This window comes from Natrinema sp. LN54, assembly GCF_052439245.1.
Classification (GTDB): domain Archaea; phylum Halobacteriota; class Halobacteria; order Halobacteriales; family Natrialbaceae; genus Natrinema; species Natrinema versiforme_A.
In genome coordinates, this window is sequence record NZ_JBQVRP010000006.1 from 78,923 (window position 1) to 105,460 (window position 26,538).

At 67.1% G+C, this 26,538-nt stretch carries 28 protein-coding genes; 18 read left to right on the forward strand and 10 right to left on the reverse strand.

Annotated features, from left to right (window positions below; translation table 11 throughout):
• Nucleotide 1: 1 nt before the first annotated feature.
• The 3 genes from ACT4ML_RS17480 to menD are packed head-to-tail and all read left to right on the forward strand — an operon-like array spanning nt 2 to nt 3,911.
• On the forward strand, nt 2-637 hold the full coding sequence (locus ACT4ML_RS17480; protein ID WP_444722015.1) for a sulfite oxidase-like oxidoreductase: 636 nt from the start codon (nt 2-4) through the stop codon (nt 635-637).
• A 50-nt stretch (nt 638-687) separates the two neighbouring features.
• Nucleotides 688-2,031 (forward strand): isochorismate synthase, encoded by a 1,344-nt coding sequence (locus ACT4ML_RS17485; protein WP_444722016.1) that lies wholly within the window; start codon nt 688-690, stop codon nt 2,029-2,031.
• 8 nt (nt 2,032-2,039) lie between these two features.
• The gene (menD, locus tag ACT4ML_RS17490) at nt 2,040-3,911 is read left to right on the forward strand and encodes a 2-succinyl-5-enolpyruvyl-6-hydroxy-3-cyclohexene-1-carboxylic-acid synthase (RefSeq protein ID WP_444722017.1); all 1,872 of its coding nucleotides are present in this window, start codon (nt 2,040-2,042) and stop codon (nt 3,909-3,911) included.
• 34 nt (nt 3,912-3,945) lie between these two features.
• Here menD and ACT4ML_RS17495 read toward each other — a convergent pair whose 3' ends face one another.
• Nucleotides 3,946-5,007 carry a DnaJ domain-containing protein gene (locus ACT4ML_RS17495; RefSeq protein ID WP_444722018.1) on the reverse strand — a complete coding sequence of 354 codons (1,062 nt, stop codon included), beginning with the start codon at nt 5,005-5,007 and terminating at the stop codon, nt 3,946-3,948.
• 204 nt (nt 5,008-5,211) lie between these two features.
• On the opposite strand from ACT4ML_RS17495, the gene ACT4ML_RS17500 reads away from it, so the two are divergent.
• The 7 genes from ACT4ML_RS17500 to ACT4ML_RS17530 all read left to right on the forward strand — a co-directional run bounded on the left by ACT4ML_RS17500 (nt 5,212) and on the right by ACT4ML_RS17530 (nt 12,424).
• On the forward strand, nt 5,212-6,105 hold the full coding sequence (locus tag ACT4ML_RS17500) for a 1,4-dihydroxy-2-naphthoyl-CoA synthase (protein ID WP_444722019.1): 894 nt from the start codon (nt 5,212-5,214) through the stop codon (nt 6,103-6,105).
• A 34-nt stretch (nt 6,106-6,139) separates the two neighbouring features.
• Complete coding sequence (locus ACT4ML_RS17505) at nt 6,140-7,345, forward strand: DUF7350 domain-containing protein (RefSeq protein WP_444722020.1); 1,206 nt, start codon at nt 6,140-6,142, stop codon at nt 7,343-7,345.
• Between the two features lie 67 nt (nt 7,346-7,412).
• The gene (locus tag ACT4ML_RS17510; protein ID WP_444722021.1) at nt 7,413-8,357 is read left to right on the forward strand and encodes a 1,4-dihydroxy-2-naphthoate polyprenyltransferase; all 945 of its coding nucleotides are present in this window, start codon (nt 7,413-7,415) and stop codon (nt 8,355-8,357) included.
• Nucleotides 8,354-9,445, forward strand: a complete 1,092-nt coding sequence (locus tag ACT4ML_RS17515; RefSeq protein WP_444722022.1) for a mandelate racemase/muconate lactonizing enzyme family protein — start codon at nt 8,354-8,356, stop codon at nt 9,443-9,445. Before ACT4ML_RS17510 ends, ACT4ML_RS17515 begins: the two co-directional genes overlap by 4 nt.
• A complete protein-coding gene (locus ACT4ML_RS17520) occupies nt 9,442-11,076 on the forward strand; it encodes a class I adenylate-forming enzyme family protein (protein ID WP_444722023.1) in 1,635 nt (544 codons plus the stop codon). Before ACT4ML_RS17515 ends, ACT4ML_RS17520 begins: the two co-directional genes overlap by 4 nt.
• 82 nt (nt 11,077-11,158) lie before the next feature.
• Nucleotides 11,159-12,001 (forward strand): NRDE family protein, encoded by an 843-nt coding sequence (locus ACT4ML_RS17525; protein ID WP_444722024.1) that lies wholly within the window; start codon nt 11,159-11,161, stop codon nt 11,999-12,001.
• Between the two features lie 72 nt (nt 12,002-12,073).
• Complete coding sequence (locus ACT4ML_RS17530) at nt 12,074-12,424, forward strand: helix-turn-helix transcriptional regulator (RefSeq protein ID WP_006430056.1); 351 nt, start codon at nt 12,074-12,076, stop codon at nt 12,422-12,424.
• 72 nt (nt 12,425-12,496) lie between these two features.
• Here the strand turns inward: ACT4ML_RS17530 and ACT4ML_RS17535 are convergent, their stop codons facing one another.
• The 3 genes from ACT4ML_RS17535 to gatC form a co-directional block, all read right to left on the reverse strand.
• On the reverse strand, nt 12,497-12,910 hold the full coding sequence (locus tag ACT4ML_RS17535) for a hypothetical protein (protein WP_138245294.1): 414 nt from the start codon (nt 12,908-12,910) through the stop codon (nt 12,497-12,499).
• Between the two features lie 123 nt (nt 12,911-13,033).
• Complete coding sequence (gene gatA, locus ACT4ML_RS17540) at nt 13,034-14,302, reverse strand: Asp-tRNA(Asn)/Glu-tRNA(Gln) amidotransferase subunit GatA (RefSeq protein ID WP_444722025.1); 1,269 nt, start codon at nt 14,300-14,302, stop codon at nt 13,034-13,036.
• 2 nt (nt 14,303-14,304) lie between these two features.
• Entirely contained in the window at nt 14,305-14,583 is a 279-nt protein-coding gene (gatC, locus tag ACT4ML_RS17545; RefSeq protein ID WP_006430053.1) for an Asp-tRNA(Asn)/Glu-tRNA(Gln) amidotransferase subunit GatC, read from the reverse strand.
• A gap of 355 nt (nt 14,584-14,938) precedes the next feature.
• Here gatC and ACT4ML_RS17550 point away from each other — a divergent pair, with 355 nt between their 5' ends.
• Complete coding sequence (locus ACT4ML_RS17550) at nt 14,939-15,064, forward strand: hypothetical protein (RefSeq protein ID WP_267877905.1); 126 nt, start codon at nt 14,939-14,941, stop codon at nt 15,062-15,064.
• 190 nt (nt 15,065-15,254) lie between these two features.
• Here ACT4ML_RS17550 and nirK read toward each other — a convergent pair whose 3' ends face one another.
• On the reverse strand, nt 15,255-16,343 hold the full coding sequence (gene nirK / locus ACT4ML_RS17555; protein ID WP_444722026.1) for a copper-containing nitrite reductase: 1,089 nt from the start codon (nt 16,341-16,343) through the stop codon (nt 15,255-15,257).
• A 247-nt stretch (nt 16,344-16,590) separates the two neighbouring features.
• Here nirK and ACT4ML_RS17560 point away from each other — a divergent pair, with 247 nt between their 5' ends.
• On the forward strand, nt 16,591-17,532 hold the full coding sequence (locus tag ACT4ML_RS17560; RefSeq protein WP_444722027.1) for an alpha/beta fold hydrolase: 942 nt from the start codon (nt 16,591-16,593) through the stop codon (nt 17,530-17,532).
• Here ACT4ML_RS17560 and ACT4ML_RS17565 read toward each other — a convergent pair.
• From ACT4ML_RS17565 to ACT4ML_RS17575, 3 genes are all read right to left on the reverse strand, one after another.
• Nucleotides 17,516-17,779, reverse strand: a complete 264-nt coding sequence (locus ACT4ML_RS17565; RefSeq protein WP_444722028.1) for a DUF2249 domain-containing protein — start codon at nt 17,777-17,779, stop codon at nt 17,516-17,518. The two genes, ACT4ML_RS17560 and ACT4ML_RS17565, sit on opposite strands and share 17 nt — an antisense overlap.
• A 135-nt stretch (nt 17,780-17,914) precedes the next feature.
• A complete protein-coding gene (locus ACT4ML_RS17570; protein WP_138245298.1) occupies nt 17,915-18,148 on the reverse strand; it encodes a DUF2249 domain-containing protein in 234 nt (77 codons plus the stop codon).
• 69 nt (nt 18,149-18,217) lie between these two features.
• Nucleotides 18,218-18,445: a DUF2249 domain-containing protein gene (locus ACT4ML_RS17575; protein WP_138245299.1), complete on the reverse strand. Its 228-nt coding sequence runs from the start codon at nt 18,443-18,445 to the stop codon at nt 18,218-18,220.
• A gap of 135 nt (nt 18,446-18,580) precedes the next feature.
• On the opposite strand from ACT4ML_RS17575, the gene ACT4ML_RS17580 reads away from it, so the two are divergent.
• The 6 genes from ACT4ML_RS17580 to ACT4ML_RS17605 all read left to right on the forward strand — a co-directional run bounded on the left by ACT4ML_RS17580 (nt 18,581) and on the right by ACT4ML_RS17605 (nt 24,641).
• Nucleotides 18,581-19,255, forward strand: a complete 675-nt coding sequence (locus ACT4ML_RS17580; RefSeq protein WP_444722029.1) for a helix-turn-helix domain-containing protein — start codon at nt 18,581-18,583, stop codon at nt 19,253-19,255.
• Nucleotides 19,256-19,624: 369 nt separating this feature from the next.
• Nucleotides 19,625-21,244, forward strand: a complete 1,620-nt coding sequence (locus tag ACT4ML_RS17585; protein WP_444722030.1) for a 4Fe-4S ferredoxin N-terminal domain-containing protein — start codon at nt 19,625-19,627, stop codon at nt 21,242-21,244.
• Entirely contained in the window at nt 21,241-22,629 is a 1,389-nt protein-coding gene (nrfD, locus tag ACT4ML_RS17590; protein WP_444722031.1) for an NrfD/PsrC family molybdoenzyme membrane anchor subunit, read from the forward strand. Before ACT4ML_RS17585 ends, nrfD begins: the two co-directional genes overlap by 4 nt.
• On the forward strand, nt 22,626-22,937 hold the full coding sequence (locus ACT4ML_RS17595; RefSeq protein WP_444722032.1) for a hypothetical protein: 312 nt from the start codon (nt 22,626-22,628) through the stop codon (nt 22,935-22,937). Before nrfD ends, ACT4ML_RS17595 begins: the two co-directional genes overlap by 4 nt.
• A 143-nt stretch (nt 22,938-23,080) precedes the next feature.
• Complete coding sequence (locus ACT4ML_RS17600; RefSeq protein WP_444722033.1) at nt 23,081-24,172, forward strand: Mrp/NBP35 family ATP-binding protein; 1,092 nt, start codon at nt 23,081-23,083, stop codon at nt 24,170-24,172.
• A gap of 142 nt (nt 24,173-24,314) precedes the next feature.
• Complete coding sequence (locus ACT4ML_RS17605) at nt 24,315-24,641, forward strand: cupin domain-containing protein (protein WP_444722034.1); 327 nt, start codon at nt 24,315-24,317, stop codon at nt 24,639-24,641.
• A gap of 15 nt (nt 24,642-24,656) precedes the next feature.
• On the opposite strand, the gene ACT4ML_RS17610 is transcribed toward ACT4ML_RS17605, so the two are convergent.
• Nucleotides 24,657-25,790, reverse strand: a complete 1,134-nt coding sequence (locus ACT4ML_RS17610) for an asparagine synthase C-terminal domain-containing protein (protein ID WP_444722035.1) — start codon at nt 25,788-25,790, stop codon at nt 24,657-24,659.
• Nucleotides 25,787-26,470: a PHP domain-containing protein gene (locus ACT4ML_RS17615; protein WP_138245307.1), complete on the reverse strand. Its 684-nt coding sequence runs from the start codon at nt 26,468-26,470 to the stop codon at nt 25,787-25,789. The genes ACT4ML_RS17610 and ACT4ML_RS17615 overlap by 4 nt, the downstream gene beginning before the upstream one ends.
• Between the last annotated feature and the right edge of the window lie 68 nt (nt 26,471-26,538).

Genomic DNA, 26,538 nt, shown 5'->3' on the forward strand with positions numbered 1-26,538 from the left:
GATGCGTCACACCTACATCCGTCGGGACGTACCCACGGACATGGACGCGACGGACGTTACGGACCTCTATCAGGAGTTCGGCGACGAGCGACTGCCACCCGGACAGCGCGAGACGTCCGAGTTTCCCGTCCTCTCGAAGAGCGGGACGCCCGACTGGGACCCCGAGACGTGGGAGTTCACCGTCACCGGCGCGGTCGACGAGGAACTCTCCTTCTCGTGGGACGAGTTCCGGGACCTGCCGAGTGTCACCCAGCGACAGGACTTTCACTGCGTGACCGGCTGGAGCAAGTTCGACTGTACGTTTACCGGGGTACCGTTCCCCGAACTCGCCGAGCGGGCCGGCGTCCACGACGACGCGGTCCACGTCATGTTCTCCGCGTTGGACGATTACACGACGGACCTGCCTCTCGAGGACTGCATGCGCGAGGAAGTCCTGTTCACGTGGGAATTCGACGGCGAGTCGCTCCCGGACGACCACGGCGGCCCGCTCCGGGTAGTCACGCCCCACAGGTACGCCTACAAGGGCGCGAAGTGGGTCGACGGCGTCGAGTTTCTCACCGAGTCCCAGCGGGGCTACTGGGAGCGACGGGGGTACTCCCAGACCGCGGACCCGTGGCAGGAAGAGCGGTACAGTTAGTGCTCGGTGAATAGTTAGGCTGAAGGCGAGGCGGTCCTGACCTGTGGTCGATGGATCGATCGTCGGGCGATGGTCGACTGGCGGGTGGGACGGATCCGGCTGGGGAGGCTGACGGCCTCGTGAGCCGGAGCCGCGAACTCGAGGATGTCTCTTTCAGCGCGATACTCGACGGCAGCGCCGAGTCACGCGTCCAGTGGGCCACACCCGACGGTCTCGAACTCGTCGGTCGGGGCGTCGCCGCGCGGTTTACCGCGGCCGGCACCGACCGATTCGATCGGATTCGAACCCAAGCGAGGCGCGCGTTCGACGGGATCGCACACGACGGCCCCGAGGCGGCCCGGCCGCGGGCCGTCGGCGGCGTGTCGTTTCACGACGGCCACGAGCCGGACCCGCCGTGGACCGGATTCGACGCGGCCTCCTTTGTCGTCCCGCAAGTACTCGTCACTCGAACCGACGACGGCACGTGGTTGACGGCCGTCGGGGACCGGGCCGACGAGGCCGACGACCGCCTCGAGCGCTGGCACGAGCGCCTGCGGGATCTGCCGGCGATGCGACCGAGCGGCTCGACGCCCGGTGTCGCCGCGACGCGGCGGACGACTTCGCAGGCCGACTGGACGACACAGGTCGAGACCGCCCTCGAGCGGATCGCCGACGGAACGCTGACGAAAGTCGTCCTCGCACAGGCGCTTTCCGTCGAACTCGAGGGGCCGATCGACGTACCCGCGACGGTCGAGCGACTGCGCCGCCGGTACCCGAACTGTTATCGGTTTCTGGTCGGCCACGGGATCGGCGGCACGTTCTTCGGCGCGCCGCCCGAGCGGCTGGTTTCGAAACGCGGCGACCGCGTCGAGACGGAGGCACTCGCCGGCTCGGTCCCCCGCGGCGAGACGCCGGCCGAAGACGAGGAACACGTCGAACGGATGCGTGCCGACGCGAAGTTCCAGCACGAACACGGGCTCGTCGCGGACGCGATCAGCGACCAACTCGAGCCCCTCGCGCGCGAACTCACCGTCCGCGAGCAGACGGTCCGCCGGCTGGCGACGATCCAGCACCTCCGGACGCCGATCGAAGCGAGACTCGAGGGGGATCGACACGTCCTCGAACTCGTCGAGGCGTTACATCCCACCCCCGCAGTGGGCGGCGTTCCGCCGGACGCGGCCTGGGAGACGATTCGCGAGACGGAGCCCTTCGAGCGGGGCTGGTACGCCGCGCCCGTCGGCTGGTTCGACGCCGACGGTGACGGCGAATTCGCGGTCGCGCTCCGCTCGGGCGTCGCGGCCGACGGGACGGTGACCCTCTTCGCCGGCAACGGGATCGTCGCCGACAGCGATCCCGACGAAGAGTGGCTGGAGGTAGAACTGAAGTTCCGACCGATCCTCGATGAACTGCGATAACACCTGAGATGAGCGCACCGAACCGCGCGACCCTGTGGGGTCGTATCCTCGTCGACGAACTCGCGGCGGGCGGCCTCGAGGCCGTCTGTCTCGCGCCCGGGAGCCGGTCGACGCCGCTGACGGTCGCGTTCGCCGAGCACCCGGAGATCGACGTCTACTCGCACTTAGACGAGCGCTCGGCGGCCTACTTCGCGCTCGGTCGCGCCCGCCGGACCGGCGAGCCGACGGCGCTGGTCTGTACCTCGGGGACCGCGGCGGCGAACTTCCATCCCGCCGTGATGGAGGCCGATCAGGCCCGCGTCCCGCTGTTAGTTCTCACCGCCGACCGGCCGTCGGAGTTGCGCGACAGCGGCGCGAACCAGACCGTCGATCAGGTCAAACTCTACGGCGACGCGGTCCGGTGGGACGCCGAGCTACCCGATCCCGAACCCGACGAGCGGAAGGTGCGGAGTCTCCGGACGACCGCGGCTCGAGCGCTCTCGGAAACGACCGGGATTCCACCCGGTCCCGTCCACCTCAACTGTCCGTTTCGCAAGCCCCTCGAGCCGCTCGAGGTGTCCGGCGACGTGCCCGACTCGTTCGCCGAGACGGCGGCCGGGCGGGGACGCGACGGCCCGTTCGTCGAAACCACTGGTGGGACGCAGACGCTCGCAGCCGACGACCACCGACGGCTACTGGGTGCGCTCGAGGCCGCCGATCGGCCGCTGATCGTCGCGGGACCCGCCGATCCGACGGTGCTCGCCGACCTCGAGCCCGCGGCCGTGACCGACCTCGCGGATCGACTCGGCGCGCCGATCCTCGCGGACCCGCTTTCGGGGCTGCGGTTCGGCCCGCACGTCGAGCGCGAGGACGAAACCGAGAGCGACGAAAAGGACCGCTCGAACGGGGACGGAGAACCGCGTTCGATCTACGGCGGCTACGATACCTACGTCGAGGAGCTTCCCGCGCCGGACGCCGTTCTCCGATTCGGGGCCTCGCCGACATCGAAACCGCTCCGCCACTGGCTCCGCGACGCCGACGCCCGACAGTTCCTCGTCGATCCCGCGGGCGCGTGGCGCGAGGCGACGTTCACCGCGACGGATCTGCTCGCGGCGGAACCCGGCGCCGTCGTCGACGGACTGCTCGAGGCGCTCGGCGACGCAGACAGCGAGCCCGGAGCCGACCGGACCGACGCCGAGTGGCTGGCCCGATTCGACGCGGCCGAACGCCGACACTGGGTGGTTCGCGACGAGGCGCTGTCTCCCGATGCGCTCGAGTCGGAGCCCTTCGAGGGCGCGATCCTCGCGTCGGTGCTCTCGAACGCGCCGGACCCGGCGACCGTTTTCGTCTCGAACAGCATGCCGATCCGGGATACGGACCGATTCGCCCGGCCTCGAGCCGCCGATCTGACGGTGCTCGCAAACCGCGGCGCGAGCGGCATCGACGGAATCGCGAGCACGGCGCTCGGGGCCGGAAGCACGACCGACGAGCCGCTGGTGCTCGCGACCGGCGATCTGTCCCTCTATCACGACTCGAACGGTCTGCTCGCGGTCGATCGCTGCGACGTCGACGCCACGATCGTGTTGCTGGACAACGACGGCGGCGGCATCTTCCACAAACTCCCGATCGAGGCGTTCGACCCGCCGTTTACCGACCAGTTCAAGACGCCCCACGGCCTCGAGTTCGAGGATCTCGCCGACGTATACGACATCGAGTTCGAGCGCGTGACCCCCGCGAACTTCGCGGCCGCCTACCGCCGATCGCTCGAGGCGGCGGGGACCCAACTCATCGCCATTGAGTTCGATTCCGAAGCGAACCACCGGCGGCGCGACGCACTCGCGGAGCGCGTGCAAACCGCGGTCGCGAGCGACCTCGGGACGGCGGGCGACGGAGCGGACTGATCTCGAGTCGGAATTCTATTCACGGCGAGCGATGTTACGGCCGCAGTAGCGACCAGAGCGCGACGGCGTAGCCGAACGGAATCCACGCGAATCCGAGCGCGAGCAATCCGAACAGGGAGAGCGGATCGACGAACGACGACCACGCCATGCCGACCGGAAAGAGAACGCTCCAGCCGCCAAAGGCCGCGGCCGCGATTCGGGGCATCGTTAGCAGGTAGCCGACCAGCACGAGCGTACAGGCGGCGATGATCGCGTTGACCGGCAGCGAAAACAGCGGCGCGAGGCTCGCGGCGACGAACAGCGGATACAGCAACGCGACGGCACCGACTGACACCGCCGTCGTCCGATCGAGCGCCGGCCCCTCCCACTCGAGGTCGACCTCGCCGTCCCAGTCGTGGACCGAGTACTCCGCTTCTTCTGTGTCCTGCGTGTCTTCGGCCTCTCCCGGTGCTGTGGCAGTTGTCCCGCTCGAGGGGCTGGGATCGCCGCTCTCGAACGGCCAGTCCCCGGCCGCTCGTTGCTTCGCGCGTTGGCGGCGTCGCTCGGACCGTTGCCGAGCGTGATGGCTCTCCGTCGGATCGGTGCGGTCGGCCCCGGTCTGCGTGCTATCGGAGTCGGTTCGGACACGCTCGGCCCACTCGCTCGGCCCTCGAGCGTTCGCGTTCGTCCGCTTGCCACCGGTCTCAGACGATTCGCTCGTCGTTCCGGACGATTCCGCGGTTCCGGTCGATGACGTTTCCGCCCCCGCCGATGTTGTCTCCCCGCTGGATGATGTCTGCCGCGTCGTTCGGCGAGTTTCCGAATCCGACTGCGCTGATTCACCGCCCTCGTGGCTCGAGCCGTCGCTCTCGCGAGTGCCGTGGCCTCGGGCGAGTCCGACGTACGACTCGTGGCCGAGCCGATCGTAGCGGGCGCGTTCGGTTCCGTCGGTGAGCACCGACTTCGCGGTCGTCATCCGCTGGAACTGCTCGGCCGCGTCGGGGTCGTCGGAGTGATCCGGATGCGTCTCGAGGACGCGCTCCCGATAGGCCGACTCGATCTCGTCTCGAGTGGCCTCCGGATCGACCTCGAGGACGTCGTAGTACGTCTCGCCCATCTCGTACGGAACACTCGAACGTTCGCGTAAAAATCAATCGGGCTAGACGACTGGCGATCGCGGCCGATCGTTCCGTCCTCGTCTGTGGTGTGTTCGCAGTAGTCTGTGGCCCGTGGCGAACACATAAACCAAATAGCGCTGTACGAAATGCCGTCAGATCGTGACGCGAACCTATTTCACGGGCCGCGGACCAACGTCGACCCAATGGTTTCGGAACTGTTCGACCCCGAGCGCTGGGAGCCGGTCGCGGACCTGAACGACGAGTTCAGCGACATCACCTACCATCGCGCGGTCGACTCCGGCACAGTCCGGATCGCGTTCGATCGGCCCGACGTTCGCAACGCCTTCCGGCCGGGGACCGTCGACGAGCTGTACGACGCGCTCGACCACGCCAAGCGCCAGACCGACGTGGGCTGTATCCTGCTGACCGGGAACGGGCCGTCCTCGAAAGACGACGGCTGGGCCTTCTGTTCCGGCGGCGATCAGACAATCCGCGGTGAGGACGGCTACCAGTACGAGGGCGACGAAGAGCGAGCATCGGAACAGGGGCGGTTACACATTCTCGAGGTGCAGCGTCTGATTCGGCACATCCCGAAGGTCGTCGTCGCCGTGGTGCCGGGCTGGGCCGTCGGCGGCGGCCACTCGCTGCACGTCGTCTGCGATCTCACCATCGCGAGCGAGGACCACGCCAAGTTCCTCCAGACCGATCCCGACGTGGCGAGCTACGACGCCGGCTTCGGCTCGGCCTACCTCGCCAAACAGATCGGCCAGAAGAAGGCCCGCGAGGTGTTCTTCCTCGGGAAGACCTACTCGGCGGAGGAAGCCGCCGATATGGGCATGGTCAACGAGGCGGTCCCCCACGAGGAACTCGAGGAGGCCGCCCTCGAGTGGGGCGAGCGCATCAATGCCAAGAGCCCGACGGCGATGCGGATGCTCAAGTACGCGTTCAACATGACCGACGACGGGATGGTCGGCCAGCAGGTCTTCGCCGGCGAGGCGACCCGGCTGGGCTACATGACCGACGAAGCGGCGGAGGGACGGGACGCCTTCGTCGAGGGCCGCGAGCCCGACTTCGACGACTTCCCGTGGCACTACTGAGCCGCTGATCAATACTGACTCGAGTGACTCGACCATGAATCGTCGAACGGTCCTCCGACGGGCGGTCCCGATTTCGGCCGCGCTCACCGCCGGCTGTGCGGCTCCGCGTAGCGAGCCCGACGGTCGGAACGAGAGCGGCGACCGCGAAAACGGGGGCGATAGCAACGACGTCACGGGCACCGCGCCGATCCCGATGCTCGAGGACCCCCCGGAAGCGGTCTACCTCCCCGGCCACCGGAAGTCGATGCGAGCGCTCGAGCCGGTCGAAGCCGGCGACTACCTGCTGGCACCGATGCTTTCCTACCCGCATCCGTTCTGGGTCGTCACCGGAACCGACCGCCGACTGGTCGAACCCGAGTCCGGTCGCGGCGTCCACCTGATGATCGTCGTCTGGGACCGGGAGACGGAAACGGTCCTCCCGGGCACTGCCGAACCGACGGTAACCATCACGAAGGGTGACGAGCAAGTCACATCACGTCCGCTGTGGCCCATGCTCTCCCAAGAGATGGGGCTGCACTTCGGCGACAACGTCTCCCTGCCGGCCGACGGGACCTACACCGCCAGCGTCGAACTGCCGCCGCTGCCGACCCGTCGAACCGGCTCCCTCGACGGCCGATTCACCGACGGCGGGACCGCGGCGTTCGAGTTCACCTACGACGAGGCCTTTCGCGACGCGGTCGTCGACGGCATCGAACTGCTCGATCGGGAGCGATGGGGCGAACGGGGCGCGCTCGAGCCGATGACTGGTGGCAGCGACGGAGGGATGGACGAAATGGGAGCCGACATTCCGTACTCCGCGCTCCCGCCGGCCGACGACTATCCCGGAACGCGGCTGGTCGATCCGACCGCGGACGCCGACGCGTCCGCTGACGGGCTCCCCAGAAGCGGCGATGCGGCCTTCGTGGTCACGCTGCTCGAGTCCGGCTCACGGCTCGCCGACGGCGACGGTCGGTACCTGCTCGTCTCGCCGCGGACGCCGTACAACCGCGTGCCGCTGACCAATACCTCGCTGCGCGCCGTTATCGAGCGCGACGGTGAGCCGGTCGGCGACGGCCCGGTCGAACTCGTCCAGACCCTCGACGGCGAGTTGGGGCTGCACTACGGGCGCTCGCTCGCCGATATCAGGTCCGGCGACTCGGTTCGGATCGAGATCGAATCGCCCCCGCAGACGGCGCGCCATCAGGGGTACGAAACGGCGTTTTTCGAGATGGACGCACTCGAGCTATCCGTTCCCGACTAATCGTTCGCTCGCGGGTGGCGACTCGCAATGCCAACGTTGACACTCTCTCGAGTGGGACACTCGAGCCATGAGTTCGGCCGAGGTCGAGATATCACGGACGAAGGCGTGGCTGATGGCGGCCCGCCCCCAGACCTTGCCCGCGGCTGCGGCCCCGATCATCGTGGGGACGGGACTCGCAGCCACTGAGGGCGTGTTCGCGCCGCTGCCGGCGGTGATGGCGTTCGTCGGGTCGGCGCTGATACAGATCGGGACGAATTTCGCGAACGACTATTACGACGCGGTCAAGGGTGCCGACACCGAGGACCGCGAGGGCTTTACCCGCGTTACCCAGTCGGGGCTCATCTCTCCCGAACAGGTCAAGCTCGCGACCCTCGTGACGTTCGGGCTGGCGATCCTCACCGGGACGTATCTGGTCTACGTCGGGGGGCTCCCGATCCTCGTCGTCGGGCTCGTGAGCGTCTTCTGCGGGTGGGCCTACACCGGCGGCCCCTATCCGCTGGGCTATCACGGGCTGGGCGATCTCTTCGTGTTCGTCTTCTTCGGCCTCGTCGCGGTGACGGGAACGTACTACGTACAAGCCGCGGCCGTCCTCGCGGAGCCGCTGGCGACGACGATTCCGGCGGGAACTGTCACGCGCGAAGCGGTCGTCGCGAGCCTGCCCGTCGCCGGCATCTCGACGGCGATCCTCGTCGTGAACAACGTCCGCGATCTGGAGACCGACGCCGAGACCGGCAAACGGACCCTCGCGGTCCGACTGGGGTACCGGTGGAGCCGCCTCGAGTACGTTGCCATGCTCACGCTCGCCTACGTCGTCCCGGTCTGGTTCTGGCTCGGCTCGGAGTTCGGCCCGGGTGCACTGCTGCCGCTCGTCACGCTGCCCTACGCCGCGATGGTCGCGAAGACCGTCTGTACGCGAACCGACGGCGAGGCGCTCAACCCGGCCCTCGAGGGGACCGGCAAACTGCTCGCGATGTACGCGGTCACGTTCGCCGGGGGACTGGTGTTGCTATGACCCCCAACGACGACCTCGAGCTCGAGTACCGCCCCTTTTCGCTCGACCTCGCCGAGCCGTTCGAGACGGCGGGCGAAACGATCGACTCCCGGGACGGGTTTCTCGTTCGGCTGGTCGACGAGGGAAGTGACGCGTCCGACGCGGGTGGCGAACCCGCCGTCGGCTACGGCGAGGCGACGCCGCTGCCGGGCTGGACCGAATCCCGCGAGGACTGTGAGCAGGCCCTCGAGCGCGCACGGAAGGCGATTCGAACGGGCGGGCCGAGCGAGGCCCTCGAGACGGTCGACCGGCAGGTTGCGGCTCGGCATGCACTGTCGCTTGCCCTCGCGGATCTACAGGCCACCCGCGACTCGACGCCGCTCTATCGCTACCTCGGGCAGGGGCCGATGGTCGGCCGCGTTCCCGTCAACGCGACGATCGGCGACGGGTCACCGGCCGAGACCGCGAGCGAGGCCCGCGAGGCCGTCGACCGCGGATTCGACTGCTGCAAGCTGAAAGTCGGCCTCCGGAGCGTCGAGGAGGATATCGAGCGCGTCCGCCGGGTTCGCGACAGCGTCGGCGAGACCACGGAACTGCGGGCCGACGCGAACGAGGCGTGGACCTACGAGGAGGCCGAATCGGCCCTCGAGGCCTTCGGGGAACTGGGCGTCTCGATCCTCGAGCAGCCGCTGCCGGCGGGCGCGCTCGAGGGTCACGCCGACCTCCGGGCAGGGGACCACGGCGTCTCGATCGCGCTCGATGAGGGGCTGCTCGAGCACGGCGTCGATTCGATCTGCGAGGCCGACGCGGCGGACGTGGTCGTCCTGAAACCGATGGCGCTGGGCGGCATCGACGTTGCGCGCAAGGTCGCGGCGTGGCTGACGGAACTCGACGTCACGCCGCTGGTGACGACGACCATCGACGGAGTCGTCGCGCGGACCGGCGCGGTCCACCTCGCGGCGGCGATTCCCGACGTGCCAGCCTGCGGGCTCGCGACCGGCGAACTGCTCGCGACGGATCTGGGACGGGACCCCGTCTTGCTCGAGAAGGGGTCGGCGGTCGTCCCCCAAGCGAAGGGACTCGGCGTGCAGGGTGTCTGGAAGTCATGACGGGCGAGCCCGTCGACTGGCCGACGCGCGATCCGGTCGCCCACCGCGTGGCGGCGACGCCCCAGCGGACGGCTCTGATCGACATCGAGAGCGGAGCGGCGTGGAGTTTCCGCGAGTTCGATCGCCGCGTCGACCGCGCCGCCTCGGGGCTGGTCGCCGCGACCGCGGGAAGCGATCGCGGTCGGATCGGCGTTCTCATGGACACCAGACCCGCCTTCGCGACCCTGTTTTTCGCCGCGATGCGGATCGGGGCGACCGCGGTCCCGCTGAACGTCCGCGAGACGGCCGGCGAACTCGCCTCGAAGGTCGACCGGACCGACCTCGCCGCGATCGTCTGCGAGGGAGACACCGAGGAGACCGCACTCGAGATCGCGGCCGACCCCGCGGTCGCCGTGCGCTCGGTCGACGATCCGGCCGCCGATCGGACGGAGCCGCTGATTCCGTCGGAGAGGAACGATAGACTCGGCTCGGACTTCGACCTCGAGTCCGAACCCGTGTCCGATCCCGCGTCCGAGCCAGTGCCGGAATCGCGATCTGTCGATCCGGTCACCCTCGAGCGCGAGGACACCCAACTGATCATGTTTACGTCGGGGACTTCCGGCGAGCCGAAGGCCGTCAGGCTGACCGTCGGCAACCTCGTCGCGAGCGCGACCGCCTCGGCGTTCCGGCTGGGCGTCGATCCGAGCGACCGGTGGCTGTGCTGTCTCCCGATGTACCACATGGGCGGGCTGGCACCCGTCATCCGCTCGGTGCTGTACGGCACCACCGTCGTGATCCAGCGCGAGTTCGGGCCAGAAAGCACCGCACGCGCGCTCGCAGCGTACGACGCGACCGGCGTCTCGCTCGTCCCGACGATGTGCAAGCGGCTACTCGACGCCGGCTGGGAGCCGGCCGACGCGTTGCGGTTCGTCCTGCTCGGCGGCGCGCCAGCGTCGGACGACCTGCTCGAGCGCTGTCGCGACGCGGGCGTTCCGGTCTATCCGACCTACGGCATGACCGAGACCGCGTCCCAGATCGCGACGGCGACGCCCGCGGAGACCGGCACGAACGAGGGGACCGTCGGACAGCCGCTGCTCTGTACCGATGTCTCCGTCCTCGAGGACGGCGAACCGGTCGCGCCCGGAGAGCCGGGCGACCTCGTCGTCTCGGGGCCGACGGTGACGCCGGGCTACCTCGACGAGGAGGCGACGGCGGCGGCGTTCGGCGAGCGCGGACTCCACACCGGCGATATCGGCTACAGGGACGATGACGGCCGGCTGTGGATCCTCAACCGCCGCAGCGACCGCATCGTCACCGGCGGCGAGAACGTCGATCCCGGCGAAGTCGTTGCGGCTCTCAGATCGCACCCTCGCGTCGACGCGGCCGCGGTCGTCGGGCTGGCAGACGAGGAGTGGGGGGAACGGGTCGCGGCGCTCGTCGTCCCCGACCCGGAGACGAACGCGGGCGACGATGGCTCGCTCGAGCCCCGGTCCCTGCGCGCCCACTGCGACGAGCGCCTCGCCGGGTTCAAATGTCCGAAGACGATCGGCATCACCGACGCGCTTCCCCGGACGGCCTCGGGGACCGTCGACCGGGACGCGGTGCGGGAACGGCTGCTCGAGGACGGAGCGGACGTAACAAAATCGGCATAATTCCGACCGCTCTCGTCCTCTTTCTCCCCCGCAGACTGCCGCCGGACCCGGAGTTAAGGCGCTGGCACCCCTACCGCGAGTCGTGTGTACGCTCACGCTCGCTTGGCGGGTCTTCGACGACGCACCGGTCGCGGTCGCCGCGAACCGTGACGAGGCACTCGAGCGCGAGTCGAGGCCGCCCGCCGTCTACGACGACGATCCGGTTATCGTCGCGCCCCGCGACGCCGAGGCCGGCGGGACGTGGATCGGCTACAACGAGTTCGGCGTTGTCGTCGGCATCACGAACAAGTGGACCGACGCCGATCTCGCCGGCGAGCGCTCCCGCGGGCTGCTCGTCGCAGATGTCCTCGAAGCCAGATCTGCCGCTGACGCGAAGTCGATCGTCGAGGACGCTACTGGGGCCGACGAGTACGGCGGCTTCTACCTCGTCGTCGCCGACGCGGCCGAGGCGTTCTGCTACCAGTGGGACGGCGACCTCGCCCTGACCGAGTTCGATCCGGGAGTCCACGTCGTCGTCAACGTCGCCGTCGACGACGACGTCGACGCGCCCTCGATCCGCCCGGATGCGAGCCGCGAGCAGGCGGCCAACGCTCGAGCGGTTCGAGACGCGCTCGCCGCCGAACCGGGAGAGACGGCCGCGGACTGGCTCGAGCGCGCCGGCGGCGTCCTCGGCGATCACGAGTACGGCGTCTGCATCCACCGGAACGGCTTCGGCACCCGATCGTCGTCGCTGATCGCGCTCGGCCCCGACACGACGCGCTACGCCTACGCGCCGGGGCCGCCCTGTCGAACGAACTACGAGGACGTGGCCCTCCCCGATCTCGACGGTCTCGGTATCACGGCCAGTACCGACATCGACGGGCACCGCGCCGAGGACGCCGACGGTGGCGACGACCCGTCGCTCGAGGGGGAAGGGCACATTTAAGCGGCTCGCTCTCTCTGTTGTGGATATGGACGCACTCCTGCCAGTAGCGACGCGCACGGCGAGGTGGTCACCGTGAGCGTTTCCGCGGCCGAAGCCGAACTCACCGAGGACGAACGGGCCGGCCTCGAACTCGTTCGTGAGTCCGGCGGCATTCACCAGAGCGACTTCTGGAAGGAACTGGACGTCTCCTCGCGGAAGGGAAGCCGGATCGTCGAGTCCCTCGTCGAGAAGGAACTCGTCGATCGCGAGGATACCGTCTACGACGGGCACAACACCTACTACATCACGCCGACCGCCCGCGATCTGGATTTCACCCTCCTGATGGCCGGCGACATGCTCTCGCCCTTTATCGGCGAGGAAGAGGTCGATCCCAACAGCGACGCGTTCTCGCAGTGGATCATGAACCTCGCCTACGAGGAGTAACGAGAGTTCTCAGGACCGGTCCGGTCAATCGGTCCCCGAAACACGCCGTTTTCAGATAGCAAACCGCCGGAGCTACTCGTAGAGATCGAATCGCTCGATGAGAACGAACGGGTCGCGTTCGCGGTTGTAATGGGGAACGTCGCCGTCGAGGGCTTCGATGAGACGACGGTGGACTTCGCGCGCGGCCCGCCCTTCGTCGGGCTCTAAGTGGTGCTGGCCGCGCATATCGGTCCAGAACCCGCCGTCGAGCCAGAGCAGCGTCTCGTCGTTGGTCTGGTAGACGACCTCACCCTGTTCGGTCAGCCCGTCGATCGCGAGCTGGCGGCCGGAGAGCTGTGCGCGAGCGAGGACGGCGATGAGTTGGCGACGCGAGACGGGCGCGGACAGCGCGACGTCGTCGACGGTCTCGCCGAAATACGCCTCGACGAGGTCGCATGCCCGCGAGAATTCGTCGAACTCGACTTCGTGATCCTGTGTGAGGTTCATGACATTCGATCCGAATGATTCGTTCGGTACCACTACTATCACGAAATGGTATAAAAGTTTATCCGTTATGTGTGTGCGGCGGCACCGTCGACCGCACCCGGCCCGCCTCGAGGTCGGCGGCGGTTAGGCGAGCGCGCTCGCAGCCCGGATCAGCTGCTCTTCGCCGAAGGCGGGGCCGACGAGTTGGAGGCCGACGGGAAGGCCACCGGTCTCGCCCGCCGGAACCGAGATGGCCGGCAGATCCGCGAGGTTCACGGGGACGGTGTTCGCGTCGGCGAGGTACAACTGGAGCGGGTCGTCCAGACTCTCGCCGAGTTCGAACGGCGGCACCGGCATCGTCGGCGACGCGAGCACGTCGGCCTCCGAGAGCGCCTCGTCGAAGTCCTGTTTGACCCACGCGCGAGCGTCCTGTGCCTTCTTGTAGTACTTGTCGTGATAGCCCGCCGAGAGCGCGTACGTCCCCAGCAGGATCCGTCGCTTGACCTCGTCGCCGAAGCCCTCTTCGCGGGCCGTCGCGAAGGCCTCGTTCCAGTTGCCGTCGTAGCCGCCGGAGCGGCCGTATCGAACCCCGTCGAACCGCGCGAGGTTCGAGGACGCTTCGGACATCGCGATCACGTAGTAGGCCTCGACGGCGTGTTCGACCGATGGCAGGCTAACTTCGTGATACTCCGCGCCGCGGTCCTCCAACTCGCCGATGGCGTCCCAGAACGTCTCGACGACGCCCTCGTCGGCCCCCTCGAGTAGCTCCGTGGGAACGCCGATCTGGAGCCCGTCGACGTCGCCGGTGGCGGCGTCGGCGTAGCTCGCATCGTCGCCCTCGCTGCGAGTGGTCGCGTCCCGGTCGTCGCTGCCGGCGATCACGTCGAGCAGCGAGGCGGCGTCCGCGACGGTCTCGCCGAAGGGACCGATCTGCTCGAGACTGTTGCCGTAGGAGACGAGGCCGTACCGCGAGACGAGGCCGTACGTGGGCTTGATACCGACGACGCCACAGAAGGCGGCGGGACAGCGGACCGAGCCGCCGGTGTCGGAGCCGAGCGCGAGGTCGGCCTCGCCGGCGGCGACCGCGGCCGCGGAGCCGCCCGAGGAGCCGCCGGGGACGTGCCCCGGTGCGGCGGGGTTGTCCGTCTCGCCGAAGTACGACGTTTCGGTGGTCGTCCCCATCCCGAACTCGTCCATATTGGCCTTGCCGACGATGGTCGCGCCGGCGTCTTTCAGGCGGGAAACGACCGTCGCGTCGTAGGGCGGGACGTAGTCCTCGAGCATCCGCGAGCCGCAGGTCGTCCGGACGCCTTCGGTCGAGATGTTGTCCTTGACCGCGACCGTTTTGCCGGCGAGCGGGCCGTCCTCGCTGCCGTCGATCCGCTCCTCGGTGATGAAGATGTTCTCGGACATGGTTACGAGACGTTCGGCCCCTTGAAGTAGCCGTCCTCGGTTTCCGGCGCGTTCCGGAGCGCCTCCTCGCTGTCGAGCGAGGCCCGTTCCTCGTCCGGTCGCATCACGTTCGCGAGGTCGGCGTCGCGATCGACTTCCGGCACCTCGTCTAGCGTCTCGAAGTACTCGAGGATGTCCGCGAATTGCCCGGTGAACCGGTCGACCTCGTCGTCTGCGAGGTCGACGCGAGCCAGCTCCGCGACGTGGCGGACCTCCTCGGGACTGACGGCGTCGTCGCTCATACGTGTTCGCACCGGCCTCCGGAGAGTAAGGGTTTCGATACCGCCGGCTCGATCGCGGCCGTGTGCTCGTCCGTCGGCCCTCGCTTCGTTCCCGCCGCTGTACGAGCCACATCGCCGTTGGCTACGCGCGATCGTCGGCCACTCGGGGCGAGTCGAGGTGACGATCCGAGTCTCCTCACGAGTCGCTCGAGGCCAAGGACGAAGCGACGGGCCGACTCCGCCGTCAAACCGCACGCCGAGCCGCTGGCTCAATACCGTATTACCGATTTCTAACACGGTATTACCGGGACGATAGCTCGAGTGCAATCGGTATAATGACTGTATACTCAAGCCCGATGATGGCGATCGACCCAGTATGGACTGCGATAACTGCGACGCCGACGAGGTCGCGTACACGTTAACGACCTACGTCGAGCCGGACGGACAGGACGACGTCGAACTCCACTTCTGTTCGACCGACTGTCTCGACGTCTGGACCTAACGGCACGCAGGCACTGTTCGGATAACGCAGCCGACGAGTCACACGTTGAGGCCGGGCAGCAGCCGGCGTCGCCGTTCGGTGTCGCGTCCGGACCGCACTCGAGCGCTTCCGAGCCGTTCGGACCAGCAGGTATCAGACAGTTTCGACCGAGAAAAGGAGCCGACGCGGGCGGGCGATTCCCGCTCACGGATCACGGATCTTCGTCGTAGAGATCGCGAGTGGGCTCGCCGTCGACGTTGACGACGCCGAGGGCGCCGCGGCGGCCGGCACGAGTCAGCGCGTGGTCGACAATTTTGACCGGGCCGGGCACGGGGAACTCCATCTCGGCGGCGGTGGTCGTCCCCGGCGCGACGGGCGCGGTCTCGATGTTTTTCTCGGGGTCGGTCAGGAGGTCGCCGTCGCGGTAGTAGCGACTCCAGACGTTCCCGATGGGGTGAAGCGAGCTCAGCAGGTTCGGGCCGCCGTTGGCGAAGTAGACGCGTGCGGTTTCGCCGGTGTTGGCCTGCATAGGCTGGCCGCCGTCAGGAGCGAAGCCGTAGGCTTGGCCGTTGAAGACGACGTAGGTGGGTTGTTCGGCCAGCATCGCGTCGAAGTCGAAGCTGTGGTGGCCCTCCTCGCCGACCTCGCCGTCGGTGTAGATCTCGTGTTGACCGAGGTAGTACTCATTATCGACCTCGGGAAGCCCGTCTTCGGGCTCGACGAGGATCGAGCCGAACATCCCGCTGCTGATGTGCATGTCCATGTTCGGGATCGCACAGTGGTAGATGAACACGCCCGCGTAGTCGGCCGTGAAGCTGATTTCGGTCGGGTCGTCGCCCGGCCCGATCGTGGTCGCGTCGGCTCCCCCGCCGGGCCCGTAGACCGCGTGGAAGTCCATGTTGTGCCCGACCTTGTTCATGTCCTCGGGCACCTCGAACGTGAGGTTCACCCGATCGCCACGGCGGACCCGGATCATCGGCCCTGGAACCTGCCCCTCGAAGGTCATGTACTCGAAGGTGACTCTGGGCTCGATCTCGGCGGTCACCCGTTCGGTCTGGATCGTGATATCGTGTTCGCGGGGCTCGTCCCAGTCGACCGGGTCGGGGATGTCCGTCGGATCCCGCGCGATCCGGTCGACATCGATGTCTTTGGCCGCCGGCAGCCCCTCCTCACTCGCCGACGTGTCGCTTTCCGCACCGTTCCCCTCCGCGTCGCCACCGAGACAGCCGGCCACCGCGGCGGCGCCGGTCGCCCCGATCGCTTGCACCATCTGCCGTCGGTTGAGTCGGATTTGGGTCATTGTCCTCACTTCGGGATTCGGATGGACGTATGATCAACCGCCACGACGGTTCCCGTCGACTAGTAATCTAATTGGTAATTCCCTGCATATCACGGGCAGTTAAGTACGCCTCGAGTCGAGTCCCCGTCCGAGACGGTTTCCGGCCGGTCACCGGCGGCTCGCAACTCGTTGGTCGACCCCTCGAGGCCGGACGCTGACGATGGCACCCTCCCAATCGATATGGCGGTTCGCGGTGCAGGGAGCGACGATGCAATCGAACGAGCCATCGACGGTCCCGAGGGCGGACCTCGAGTCCGTCGTTCCGCCGACGATCGACGCGGAGTCGACGGTTCGGACAGCCAACGGAGTCGAGTTACACGCCGTCGTCGCCGGTGACGAAGCCGATCCGCTGGTCGTCTTGCTCCACGGCTTTCCCGAATTCTGGTACGGCTGGCGGGCCCAGATCGCGCCGCTCGTCGAGGCCGGCTACCGAGTGCTCGTGCCCGACCAGCGCGGGTACAATCTGAGCGAGAAGCCGAACGGAGTCCGGGCGTACCGAACCCGCGAACTGTCGGCGGACATCGCCGACCTGATCGCGACCGAGGGACGCGAGACCGCCCACGTCGTCGGCCACGACTGGGGCGGGATGGTCGCGTGGGACCTCGCGCGCAGATATCCCGAGGCCGTCGATCGACTCGCCGTCGTCAACGCACCCCATCAGACCGCCTATGGCCGGCAGCTCCGCTCGAACCCCGAGCAGCTGCGCCGGAGCTGGTACGCGATGGGATTTCAGCTCCCGCGGCTGCCCGAAATCGCCTGTCGATACGACGACTACCGCCTGCTCGAGCGGGCGCTTCGCTCCCCGGTCCCGGCGGGCACGTTCAGTGATGACGATCTGGACCGCTACCGCCGTGCCTGGGGCCGAGACGGAGCGCTCACGGGGATGCTCAACTGGTATCGAGCGGCCGCACGGCATCCGTCGAGTCCGCCGACGGAGCGGGTCGACGCGCCGACGCTCGTCGTCTGGGGCGAGGACGACGCGGCGCTCGTCCCCGAACTGGCGATCGACAGCACGGGGTTCTGTCGAGAGAGCCGCCTCGAGTTACTCCCGGAGACGAGCCATTGGGTGCCCCACGAAGCAGCCGAGAACGTGACGGCCCTGCTTCGCGAGCACCTCGCAGAGGGAGCGGAGATCAGTCCCGCCAGATGACCGTCACGACTTCGTCCTCGAGTTCGGCGGTCTCGTACGCGTAGTCACGATCCTCGAGTTTCGGGTAGAGAAACTGGGGGACGCGGTCGTTGCGCTGGATCAGGACCGTCTCGTCGGGCAGTTCGACGAGTCGCTCGAGGGTCTGCTGGAGCGGGTTCGGTGGGCCGAGCGACCGCACGTCGAGGGTCTCCTGCGGTCGATCGTTCGGGGCGTCGGTGCGGTCGACGACGGTGGTGGGTGAGGGCATACGTGCCGGTTCGATCGCCCGCTAGCTATCTTTCGTCCCGTACGTGTTCGGCCGCGATGTGGTTCTGTGGAAACCAACGGTCGAGACCGTTCTGTGAAAACCCACGGGGGCGATACCGTCGATTGTGACGCCCCGCTATGCCTCTACTTTCGGGAACGTGGCGACGAACTCGTCGGGGGCGACTCGTTCGACCTCGTAGCCGTCAGCGTCGAAGCTGTCGACCTCGGCCTCGAACTCGTAGAACAGCGGCTTGGGTTCGTGGTCGTTGACGATCGTCAGCGACTCGCCCGGCTCGAGGGCGTCGAACGCGTCGTGGATTTTCGGATGGCGGTTCACCGGCGGAACGTCCCTGACATCGAGTCGCGTCATGCGAGTCGTACTCGGGACGAGCGATGCATCGACGTTTGCGCGAATATGTTCGGGTAGCGATTCGGTCGGTTACGCGTGTTCGATGAGTACGTGCCAGACGCCGCCGTCGCGCTCCTCGCTCTCGTAAGCGAACCCGCGGTCCTCGAGCACCTCGTAGAGCGGCTCCGGCTCGAAGGGAGCGATCAGCCGCAGTCGTTGCTCCGCCTCGAGTTTCTCGAGTGCGGCCGTGATGTCGTCGAACGGCGGGCCGTCGATCTCTCTGACGTCCAGCGTTCGTTCGGTGGATTCGGTTGCCATCGGTTTCGCGTTCGAGTCGCGACCGGTTGGTCGTTCGTCCGAACGTGTTCGTCGCTATCGATCTTCCCGCTCGGCAGGAATTCGCCGAACATATTCGTAGCCACCGGCATATAGTTTCGAGCGGAACACGTTCGTATGGCTCAAGCCACACTCACTCTCACGTTGCCCGAGGAGGTCTGGATACAGCAGCTTTCGACGGACTACCCCGAGTCGACCTTCCGGGTCCTCGCGGCCGTCCCCGGCGCCGACTCCGGCTTCGCGCTCGTCCGGATCGCCGGTCCCGAAGTTCCCAAGGTGATCGAGGGAATGGAGGAGCATCCGCAGCTCACCGAACTCACGCTCGCCCAGTGGAGCGACAACGAGGCGACGGTCCACTTCGAGACGACCGCCCCGCTCCTGTTGTTCTCCTCTCGAGAGTCGGGGATGCCGATCGAGCTCCCGGTCGAGATTCAAGACGGCGAGGCGACGATCGACGTAACCGGTTCCCGGGAGCGGCTGGCCGAACTCGCCGAACAGCTCGAACACTTCGGCCTTCAATACCGGATCGAACACGTCCGCGAGCGGCTCCACGAGAGCCAGCTGCTCTCCGAACGCCAACTCGAGGTGATCGTCGCGGCCGTCGACGAGGGCTACTACGACACTCCGCGGGGCTCGTCGCTGACCGAACTGGCCGACCACCTCGACATCGCCAAGTCGACCTGCAGCGAGACGCTCCACCGGGCCGAGGAGGCGATCATCAAGCGGTTCGTCGAGGACCTGCCGAGCGTCGACAGCGAGGAGTCGCTCGAGGAGGAACTGGCGAGCACCTAAATGGGTCTCGACGGCGCGATGAGAGTCGAGTCCTCTCGGTGTCGCTGACCGATCGAACACGTGTCTCGTGATGGCTGGCCGACCGAGTGACAACTGGTCTCTTTTCCGCCAGCCGCAGTCCGAAAACTGATCGGATTCGGTGCTCCGTCACCCGGCTCGAGTCGGGTTCGCTGTCGACTGAATACTGCCCCGGTTTAAAATAGCGAATATGTTCGCCTCGATTCTCACGCGGTGGAAATCGACTCGATACTTCATCCGAGTACGGTTGTGAGACGGGGAACGAGGAGCAACAAATGAACGATTTGAAGTGCATGCTTTCGAGTACAACCAGCATGACACCAGCGTCATATTCAGAGGTGTTCTGATCTAATGAGTACGGACGATGAATCATTCCACCCGCTCGGCGAAGAGTGGGAGGACGAACTCGAGACGATGCTCGACGATACCGAGTACGACAGCGACCTCGGTATGGAGATGGCCCAGGACGCGATGCGGGTCACGAAGGGTGAACTCTCCGAGTCCGAATTCCACGAGCGCTATCACGAGGACGTGATGGAGGAGTTCGGCGAGGACGAACGCCCGACCAAGGAAGCCTACGAGGCGGCACAGGAGGAGGCGAAAGGAACCGCCTCCAACATGCTCGACGCCTTCGACGGTGACGGCGGCGAGACCCGCCGCGAGACGATGAAGAAGATGGGTGTCGGGGCGGCGGCCGTCGGAGTCGGCGCGTTCGGTGCCACTCACGACCCACCCGAACAGAGCCTCAGCGCCGCCGAGAGCGGCGAGGGCGGCCACTCGGAGACCACCGAACACAGCGACACCCAGTGGGGGATGACGATCGACCTCGAACGCTGTGACGGCTGTCTCTCCTGTATGACTGCCTGTACGTCGGAAAACAGCCTCGATCAGGGGGTCAACTGGATGTACGTCATGGCATTCGAGGACGAACTCACGTCTTCTTCGTCCCCGCAACCCGACGTAGTCGGTGGCCAATCCGACTTCAACATGCTCGTGCGACCGTGTCAGCACTGCACGGACGCACCCTGTGAGAAGGTCTGTCCGACGACGGCCCGTCACACTCGCGACAAGGACGGCCTCGTGCTGACCGACTACGACGTCTGTATCGGCTGTCGGTACTGTCAGGTCGCCTGTCCCTACGGCGTCAACTACTTCCAGTGGGACGAGCCCGACACGGACTACAGCGAACTCGACGAGAGCCACACGATGGGCGAGTACGAGCACGGCGAGCGCTGGGTCGACAGCCGTGCGCCCCGTGGCACGATGAGCAAGTGTACGATGTGTCCATCCCGACAGGACGGAAACCAGGGCGACGAAATGATCGGTACGTCCGCGTGTGAGGACGCCTGCCCGCCCAACGCGATCCAGTTCGGGAACGTCAAGGACGAAAAGAGCGATCCCTCCCAGCACCGCGAGCACCCGATCAAGAGCCGGGCCGTCATCGACGTCGAACGCGACGTGCCCTCGTCCGACACGCTCGACGAGAACCTCAGCGAGGACGACGACCTCGCGTCCGCGACCGAGGCCGTCGAGGACCTCACCACCGAACTCGTCAGCATCATGAAGGCGATCGAGATCGTCAGTCGGGACACCGAGACCGATCCGGGCGAGGAGGAAAACAATACGATCCTCCAGAAACAGGAGACGATCCTCGAGGTGCTCGAGACGCTCGAAAGCTACGTCGACCTCGAGAGCGAGGATGTCCTCGCCGAACTACAGCTCGGCTCGGGCGAATCCGACGACGCGATGGTCCGACTCCAGCAGTTCGCCGGCAACCCCAGCGCGAAGTTCAAGCTGCTCGAGGACGTCGGGACGCACCCGAACGTCACGTACCTCGGTCAGGAACCCGGTCCGGAAGCGCACCAGGTCGAAGGGCCGACCAAGTACGAGGACGTAGGAGACCTCGTCGACAAGCGACAGGACGTCCTCGACGAAGGGACCGTCGGCCGCGTTGACGGGGTGTCGTTATGAGCACGAAGACGCCGTCCGAGGAGGACATCCTCCGGCCGATCAACACGCTCACGACGAAGTACTTCATCATGTACGGCGCTGCGGCCCTCGGCCTCGTGGCCTTCCTCGTGGCCTGGGCCTACCAGCTCCAGCAAGGGCTGATCGTCACCGGCCTCGGCGACTGGGGCTCCGGTGGCGGTTCGACCTGGGGGCTGTACATCGGCGCGTTCATCTGGTGGGTCGGCGTCGCCCACGGCGGCATCATCCTCTCGGCCGCCGTCCGCCTGCTCGGCATGGATCGGTACCTGCCGATCGCCCGTATCGCGGAGATGACGACGATCGGCGGCCTCTCGGCCGCCGGCTTCTACATCCTGGTCCACATGGGCCGGCCGGACCGGATGGTCACGAGCGTCATCGGTCACTACCACATCACGGTCAACAACTCGCCGCTGGTATGGGACGTGACGGTCATTACGGCCTACTTCGTGCTGTCGGCGACCTACCTCGGCCTGACGCTGCGCTACGACGTCGCTCGACTGCGCGATCAGCTCCCGTCGTACGCCCCGAAGATCGGTAGCTTTCAGCTTCCGGACCTGTACGGGCTGATCTACGACACGCTGACGATCGGCTACACCAAGAAGGAAGACAAGATCATCGATCGGATGGTCTGGTGGCTCGCGGCCGCGGTCATCATCATGGCACCGCTCCTGCTCCACGGCGGCGTGATCCCGTGGCTGTTCTCGGTGCTCCCGGCGATGCCCGCGTGGACCGGCGCGATTCAGGGACCGATGTTCCTGAGCATCGCGCTGATGTCGGCGATCAGCGGCGTGATGATCATCTCCTACGCCTTCCGTCGCGCCTACGGATGGGACCACATCATCACCGACGACATCTTCCGCGGGCTGCTCCTGTGGCTCGGGTTCTTCTCCCTGCTGTTCCTCTGGTTCCAGCTCCAGACGATCCTCAACGGTTCGTTCCTCGGACCGCTCGACCAGGCACACGCGACCGAAGCGAAGATCTCCAACCCCATCTACCGCGTCGCGATGGGGATGGTGTTCGCCACGCTCGTGTACATCTTCGTGCAGGGAATCCGCCCGGCGCTGTTCAGCAAGAAGCGGGCGCTCATCGCCAGCGTTGCGGTCCTCACCGCGACGCTGACCGAGAAGGTCCTGTTCGTCGTCGAGGGGTTCATGGACCCGCACTTCAACATCTACGAAGCGGTTCCCGGGGAGTACTTCCCGAGCGCGATCGAGTGGCTGTCGCTCGTCGGCACGGCCGCCTTGGTCGCACTTTTATTCCTCAACCTCTCGAAGCTCGTTCCGGTGGTCGAACTCCACGCGGTCGAACACCTGCGCGGTGACCACGAGCACAGTGAGGAAGCAACCGAACCGGAGGTGGAAGCATGAGCCCAGCACTGACAACGATCCCGGCAGAACTCCTGTACCACGGCTACGACGGCACGGCCGGCTTCACCGGCTTCGCCAACGAGGGGACCTACATCATCTTCGCCGTCATCCTGGTCCCGGTCTACATCATGCTCGCGGCGTGGTTCCTCGGCGAACCCCGCGACACGAAGACCGGACTGACCGGCGTGAGCTACCTCGTCGGCCTCACGACGTCGATGTGGGTCGGTATGTTCGTTCTGACCGTCCTGATCGGCGTCGTGTTCTACGGCGGCCCGCCGGAACCGTTCAGCAGCGTCGGCCCGCCGTAACCGTCGCTCGAATCGCATCCGAACACCGGTTCCATTTTTTCACAGCGGACATCGCAGGCAGGCCCGTCAGTGCCATCGCTCGAGTCCCGAACCATCACACGTATCCCGTTCCGACCCCTCCGTTCGGCTAGCACAGAGTCACTATGAGTATCACAGAACACGAACTCGAAATCAAACTCGAGGCGGTCGAAGATCCGGACCTCGGCGAGGACATCATCTCGCTGGGACTGGTCAACGACCTCACGATCGACGACGAGACGGCCCGGATCTCGCTCGCGTTTAACGCGCCGTATGCCCCCTCCGAACTGGAACTGGGCAACCGGATCCGCGATGTCGTCGAAGAGGCGGGTCTCGAGGCCGACCTGCGAGCGCACGTCGGCGAGGACCACGGCTTCGACGAGGAGGTACTCCCGAAGGTTCGCAACGTCATCGCCGTCTCCTCCGGGAAGGGTGGCGTCGGCAAAACGACGGTCGCGGCCAACCTCGCGGCCGGACTCGAGAAACGCGGCGCGATGGTCGGCCTGCTCGACGCCGACATCCACGGGCCGAACGTGCCCCAGATCCTGCCGCCCGAGAGCGATCCGGGCGTGACGCCGAACGAGGAGATCGTGCCGCCCCGCTCGGACGGCGTCCGTCTCATCAGCATGGGGATGATGATGGAAGACGACGACGATCCCGCCATCCTCCGGGGTCCGATGGTCAACAAGTTCATGGTGAAGTTCCTCGAGGGCGTCGAGTGGGGTCGACTTGACTACCTCATCGTCGACCTGCCGCCGGGAACTGGCGACGCGACGCTGAACCTGCTCCAGTCGATGCCGGTGACCGGGTCGGTCGTCGTCACGACGCCACAGGAGATGGCGCTCGACGACACCCGAAAGGGAATCCAGATGTTCAACAAACACGACACGCCGGTGCTGGGCGTCGTCGAGAACATGAGCTCCTTCATCTGCCCGTCCTGTGGCGACCAGCACGGGCTGTTCGGAACCGGCGGCGCGGACACCATCGTCGACAAGTACGACGTCCCGTTGCTCGGCCGCATCCCGATCCACCCCGACTTCGGTGCCGACGGCAGCGAAGGGGCGCTCGTCAAGGACGACGACAGCGAGGTCCAAGGTCACCTCGAGGACGTCGTCGGCGAAGTCGCCGACCGGATCGGCGAGCAGAACCGCCGCAAAGTCTCGGAGAACGTCACGTACGAACCGCAGAACAAGCTGCCGACCGAGACCGAGGACTGAGTCGGCGCATCGCGGCGGTGCGGAGCAGCGAGCCGTTCTCTCTTCTACTGCGATCTCGACGGTTCGAGGCGGGCCGCGCCGGTCGCTCGCGTTCGCCCGTCTCTCCCCCGCCGTTTTAGTTCCGCCCGTCGAATCGGACGATATGCTCGACGCATACGCCGATTCGATCGCCGACCTCGAGCCGGGAGGCGGCGAGGTCGCGACCGCGGAACTGGTCGTCACCGACGATGTCCTCGTGAAGGCCTTCGCCCTCGGGCCGGGCGCGGAACTCGAGGCGCACGACCACGCCGAGAGCACGAACGTCTTCCACGTGCTCGAGGGAACGGTGACCGTGATACGGGGCGAGGAAAGCGAACAGGTCGACGCGCCCGGGGTCGTCCACCACGAGCGCGGCGTCGACCACGGCGCGAGAAACGAGACCGACGAGACGGTGGTCTTCACGGCGAGCCTCTGTCCGTTGCCGTCGTGAGGAACGGGCGGAAAATTACGTAGTCGGTTCGGTATCGCCGTCCTCGAGCAGCGACGCGACGTACTTCGTGACGTGGTCGTCCATCCGGCGCTTGTACCCCGCCTGCCGAGCGAGCCGGTCGAGTTCGCGGGCGACGAGGCTGCCGTACTGGACCGCCTTCTTATCCCGCGTCGCGACCTCGTCGGGGAGATACCGCGACGCGACCCGGCGGAAGCCGCGCTTCCGTTCGTTCTCGTCGGCCAGCAGGTCGTCGGGTAGTCGAAGCGCGGCCTCGACCACGGCGTCGTGGAGGAACGGCGCGACCGGCTCCAGCCCCGTCGCCTCGATCGTCAGCACGTCCCGCGGCAGCTGATCGGGCAGACTTCGGAGCTGTTCGCGGACGGCCCCGCGGACCGTCTCGGCGTCGACCCGGTGGTCGAGCCTGACGACCTTCTCGTAGCCGCCGAACAGTTCGTCGGCTCCCTGCCCGACGGCGAGGGCGTCGAAGCCGTCCGCGGCGACGCGTTCGCCGACCAAATACAGCGGAAGCGCGATCTGGACGTCCATCGCGTTCGTCCGGCCCGTCGCCCGTGCCACCTCGGGGACGGCGCGCTCGAGGTCGGCCGGCTCGAGGTCGACGACGGTCAGGTCGCGGCCCATCGCGTCGGCGGCCGTGCGCGCGGCCTCGACGTCGTGGCTGTCGGGAAAGCCGACGACGTACAAGGGGGCGTCCAGCAGTTCGGCGACCAGTGCGGAGTCGACGCCGCCGGAGAAGGCGACGGCGATCTCGCGGTCGTCGTCGCGGACGGCGTCGGTCGCCGTTCGGATCGCGTCCTCGAGCGCCTCGATCGCAGCGTCGCCCTCGAGCGGGTCGGGATCCGGCAGTGCCCAGCGCGATTCCGGGTCGGGCAGCGGGCCGTCGGCGGGCGCGGCCGCACCGGGCGGGAAGAGCGTCGGCTTCTCGAGTGCGGTCGGCTCGAAGGCCCATGCTGGGTCGCCGCCGGTCTCGGAAGCGCCGTCGACGAACAGCGGGACGCGGCCGAGCACGTCGCGAACGAGGCGGCCGTCGACCGCTCCCGCGAAGCCGGCCGATCCCGGGAACGGGTCGTCGTCCTCGAGCGCGGTACGAACCGTCGTCGGGTCGGCACCGCGGAGCGTCGGCTCGGTCATTGGAAGAGTTTCAAAACGTGGCTCAGTCGTCGCGTGACGCCGCCGGCGAACTGCTGGATGCTGATCCGCCACGGCGTTCGCTTTCCTTCGACGGTCGTTCGACCGTCCGCGATGGCCGCGAGGATCGCCTCGACGGAGCGCTCGTCGGCGTCGACGCGGGTGACCGCCTGCCCGACCATCTCGCTGATGTGGGCGTCGCTACCGGCGGTCATCGGCAGATCCCGCGACCGGGCGTAGCGTTCGGCCTGTCGGTTGGCTCGCCCGGTGAACAGCCGGGAGTTGTAGACCTCGATCGCGTCGCCCAGCGCGAGTTGCTCGCGGGAGATGCGGGCCATCACGCCGTGGCGCGACTCCTGAAACGGGTGGGGTACGACGGCCAGCCCGCCCTGCTCGTGGATCGCCTCGAGCGTCGATTCGAAGGAGAGCCCGGGCGGAACGGCTTCCTCGAGGCCCAACCCGAGCACGTGGCCCGCCTTGCTCGAGATCTCCATGCCCGGGATTCCGACCAGTCCGTAGTCGGCGGCACGCTCGGCGGCCTCGAGGCTCGCGTCGATTTCGTCGTGGTCCGTCACTGCGATCGCGTCGAGACCGACGGCTTCGGCCTGCTCCAGGATGAGCTCGACCGGGTCGCGGCCGTCGTAGGACAGCGACGAGTGCGTGTGAAGTTCGACCGACAGCACGAGCACACGTTTAGGCGGCCTGATCAAAAGCGACTCGGTCCGCGACTCGACGGTCGCGCGATCGTCCG

What these genes read in the sequence shown, in the direction of transcription:
- ACT4ML_RS17480 (WP_444722015.1), top strand. Translation starts at nt 2, where the DNA reads ATGCGTCACACCTACATCCGTCGGGACGTACCCACGGACATGGACGCG.
- ACT4ML_RS17485 (WP_444722016.1), top strand. Translation starts at nt 688, where the DNA reads ATGGATCGATCGTCGGGCGATGGTCGACTGGCGGGTGGGACGGATCCG.
- menD (WP_444722017.1), top strand. Translation starts at nt 2,040, where the DNA reads ATGAGCGCACCGAACCGCGCGACCCTGTGGGGTCGTATCCTCGTCGAC.
- ACT4ML_RS17495 (WP_444722018.1), bottom strand. Translation starts at nt 5,007, where the DNA reads ATGGGCGAGACGTACTACGACGTCCTCGAGGTCGATCCGGAGGCCACT.
- ACT4ML_RS17500 (WP_444722019.1), top strand. Translation starts at nt 5,212, where the DNA reads ATGGTTTCGGAACTGTTCGACCCCGAGCGCTGGGAGCCGGTCGCGGAC.
- ACT4ML_RS17505 (WP_444722020.1), top strand. Translation starts at nt 6,140, where the DNA reads ATGAATCGTCGAACGGTCCTCCGACGGGCGGTCCCGATTTCGGCCGCG.
- ACT4ML_RS17510 (WP_444722021.1), top strand. Translation starts at nt 7,413, where the DNA reads ATGAGTTCGGCCGAGGTCGAGATATCACGGACGAAGGCGTGGCTGATG.
- ACT4ML_RS17515 (WP_444722022.1), top strand. Translation starts at nt 8,354, where the DNA reads ATGACCCCCAACGACGACCTCGAGCTCGAGTACCGCCCCTTTTCGCTC.
- ACT4ML_RS17520 (WP_444722023.1), top strand. Translation starts at nt 9,442, where the DNA reads ATGACGGGCGAGCCCGTCGACTGGCCGACGCGCGATCCGGTCGCCCAC.
- ACT4ML_RS17535 (WP_138245294.1), bottom strand. Translation starts at nt 12,910, where the DNA reads ATGAACCTCACACAGGATCACGAAGTCGAGTTCGACGAATTCTCGCGG.
- gatA (WP_444722025.1), bottom strand. Translation starts at nt 14,302, where the DNA reads ATGTCCGAGAACATCTTCATCACCGAGGAGCGGATCGACGGCAGCGAG.
- gatC (WP_006430053.1), bottom strand. Translation starts at nt 14,583, where the DNA reads ATGAGCGACGACGCCGTCAGTCCCGAGGAGGTCCGCCACGTCGCGGAG.
- ACT4ML_RS17550 (WP_267877905.1), top strand. Translation starts at nt 14,939, where the DNA reads ATGGACTGCGATAACTGCGACGCCGACGAGGTCGCGTACACGTTAACG.
- nirK (WP_444722026.1), bottom strand. Translation starts at nt 16,343, where the DNA reads ATGACCCAAATCCGACTCAACCGACGGCAGATGGTGCAAGCGATCGGG.
- ACT4ML_RS17560 (WP_444722027.1), top strand. Translation starts at nt 16,591, where the DNA reads ATGCAATCGAACGAGCCATCGACGGTCCCGAGGGCGGACCTCGAGTCC.
- ACT4ML_RS17565 (WP_444722028.1), bottom strand. Translation starts at nt 17,779, where the DNA reads ATGCCCTCACCCACCACCGTCGTCGACCGCACCGACGCCCCGAACGAT.
- ACT4ML_RS17570 (WP_138245298.1), bottom strand. Translation starts at nt 18,148, where the DNA reads ATGACGCGACTCGATGTCAGGGACGTTCCGCCGGTGAACCGCCATCCG.
- ACT4ML_RS17575 (WP_138245299.1), bottom strand. Translation starts at nt 18,445, where the DNA reads ATGGCAACCGAATCCACCGAACGAACGCTGGACGTCAGAGAGATCGAC.
- ACT4ML_RS17580 (WP_444722029.1), top strand. Translation starts at nt 18,581, where the DNA reads ATGGCTCAAGCCACACTCACTCTCACGTTGCCCGAGGAGGTCTGGATA.
- ACT4ML_RS17585 (WP_444722030.1), top strand. Translation starts at nt 19,625, where the DNA reads ATGAGTACGGACGATGAATCATTCCACCCGCTCGGCGAAGAGTGGGAG.
- nrfD (WP_444722031.1), top strand. Translation starts at nt 21,241, where the DNA reads ATGAGCACGAAGACGCCGTCCGAGGAGGACATCCTCCGGCCGATCAAC.
- ACT4ML_RS17595 (WP_444722032.1), top strand. Translation starts at nt 22,626, where the DNA reads ATGAGCCCAGCACTGACAACGATCCCGGCAGAACTCCTGTACCACGGC.
- ACT4ML_RS17600 (WP_444722033.1), top strand. Translation starts at nt 23,081, where the DNA reads ATGAGTATCACAGAACACGAACTCGAAATCAAACTCGAGGCGGTCGAA.
- ACT4ML_RS17605 (WP_444722034.1), top strand. Translation starts at nt 24,315, where the DNA reads ATGCTCGACGCATACGCCGATTCGATCGCCGACCTCGAGCCGGGAGGC.
- ACT4ML_RS17610 (WP_444722035.1), bottom strand. Translation starts at nt 25,790, where the DNA reads ATGACCGAGCCGACGCTCCGCGGTGCCGACCCGACGACGGTTCGTACC.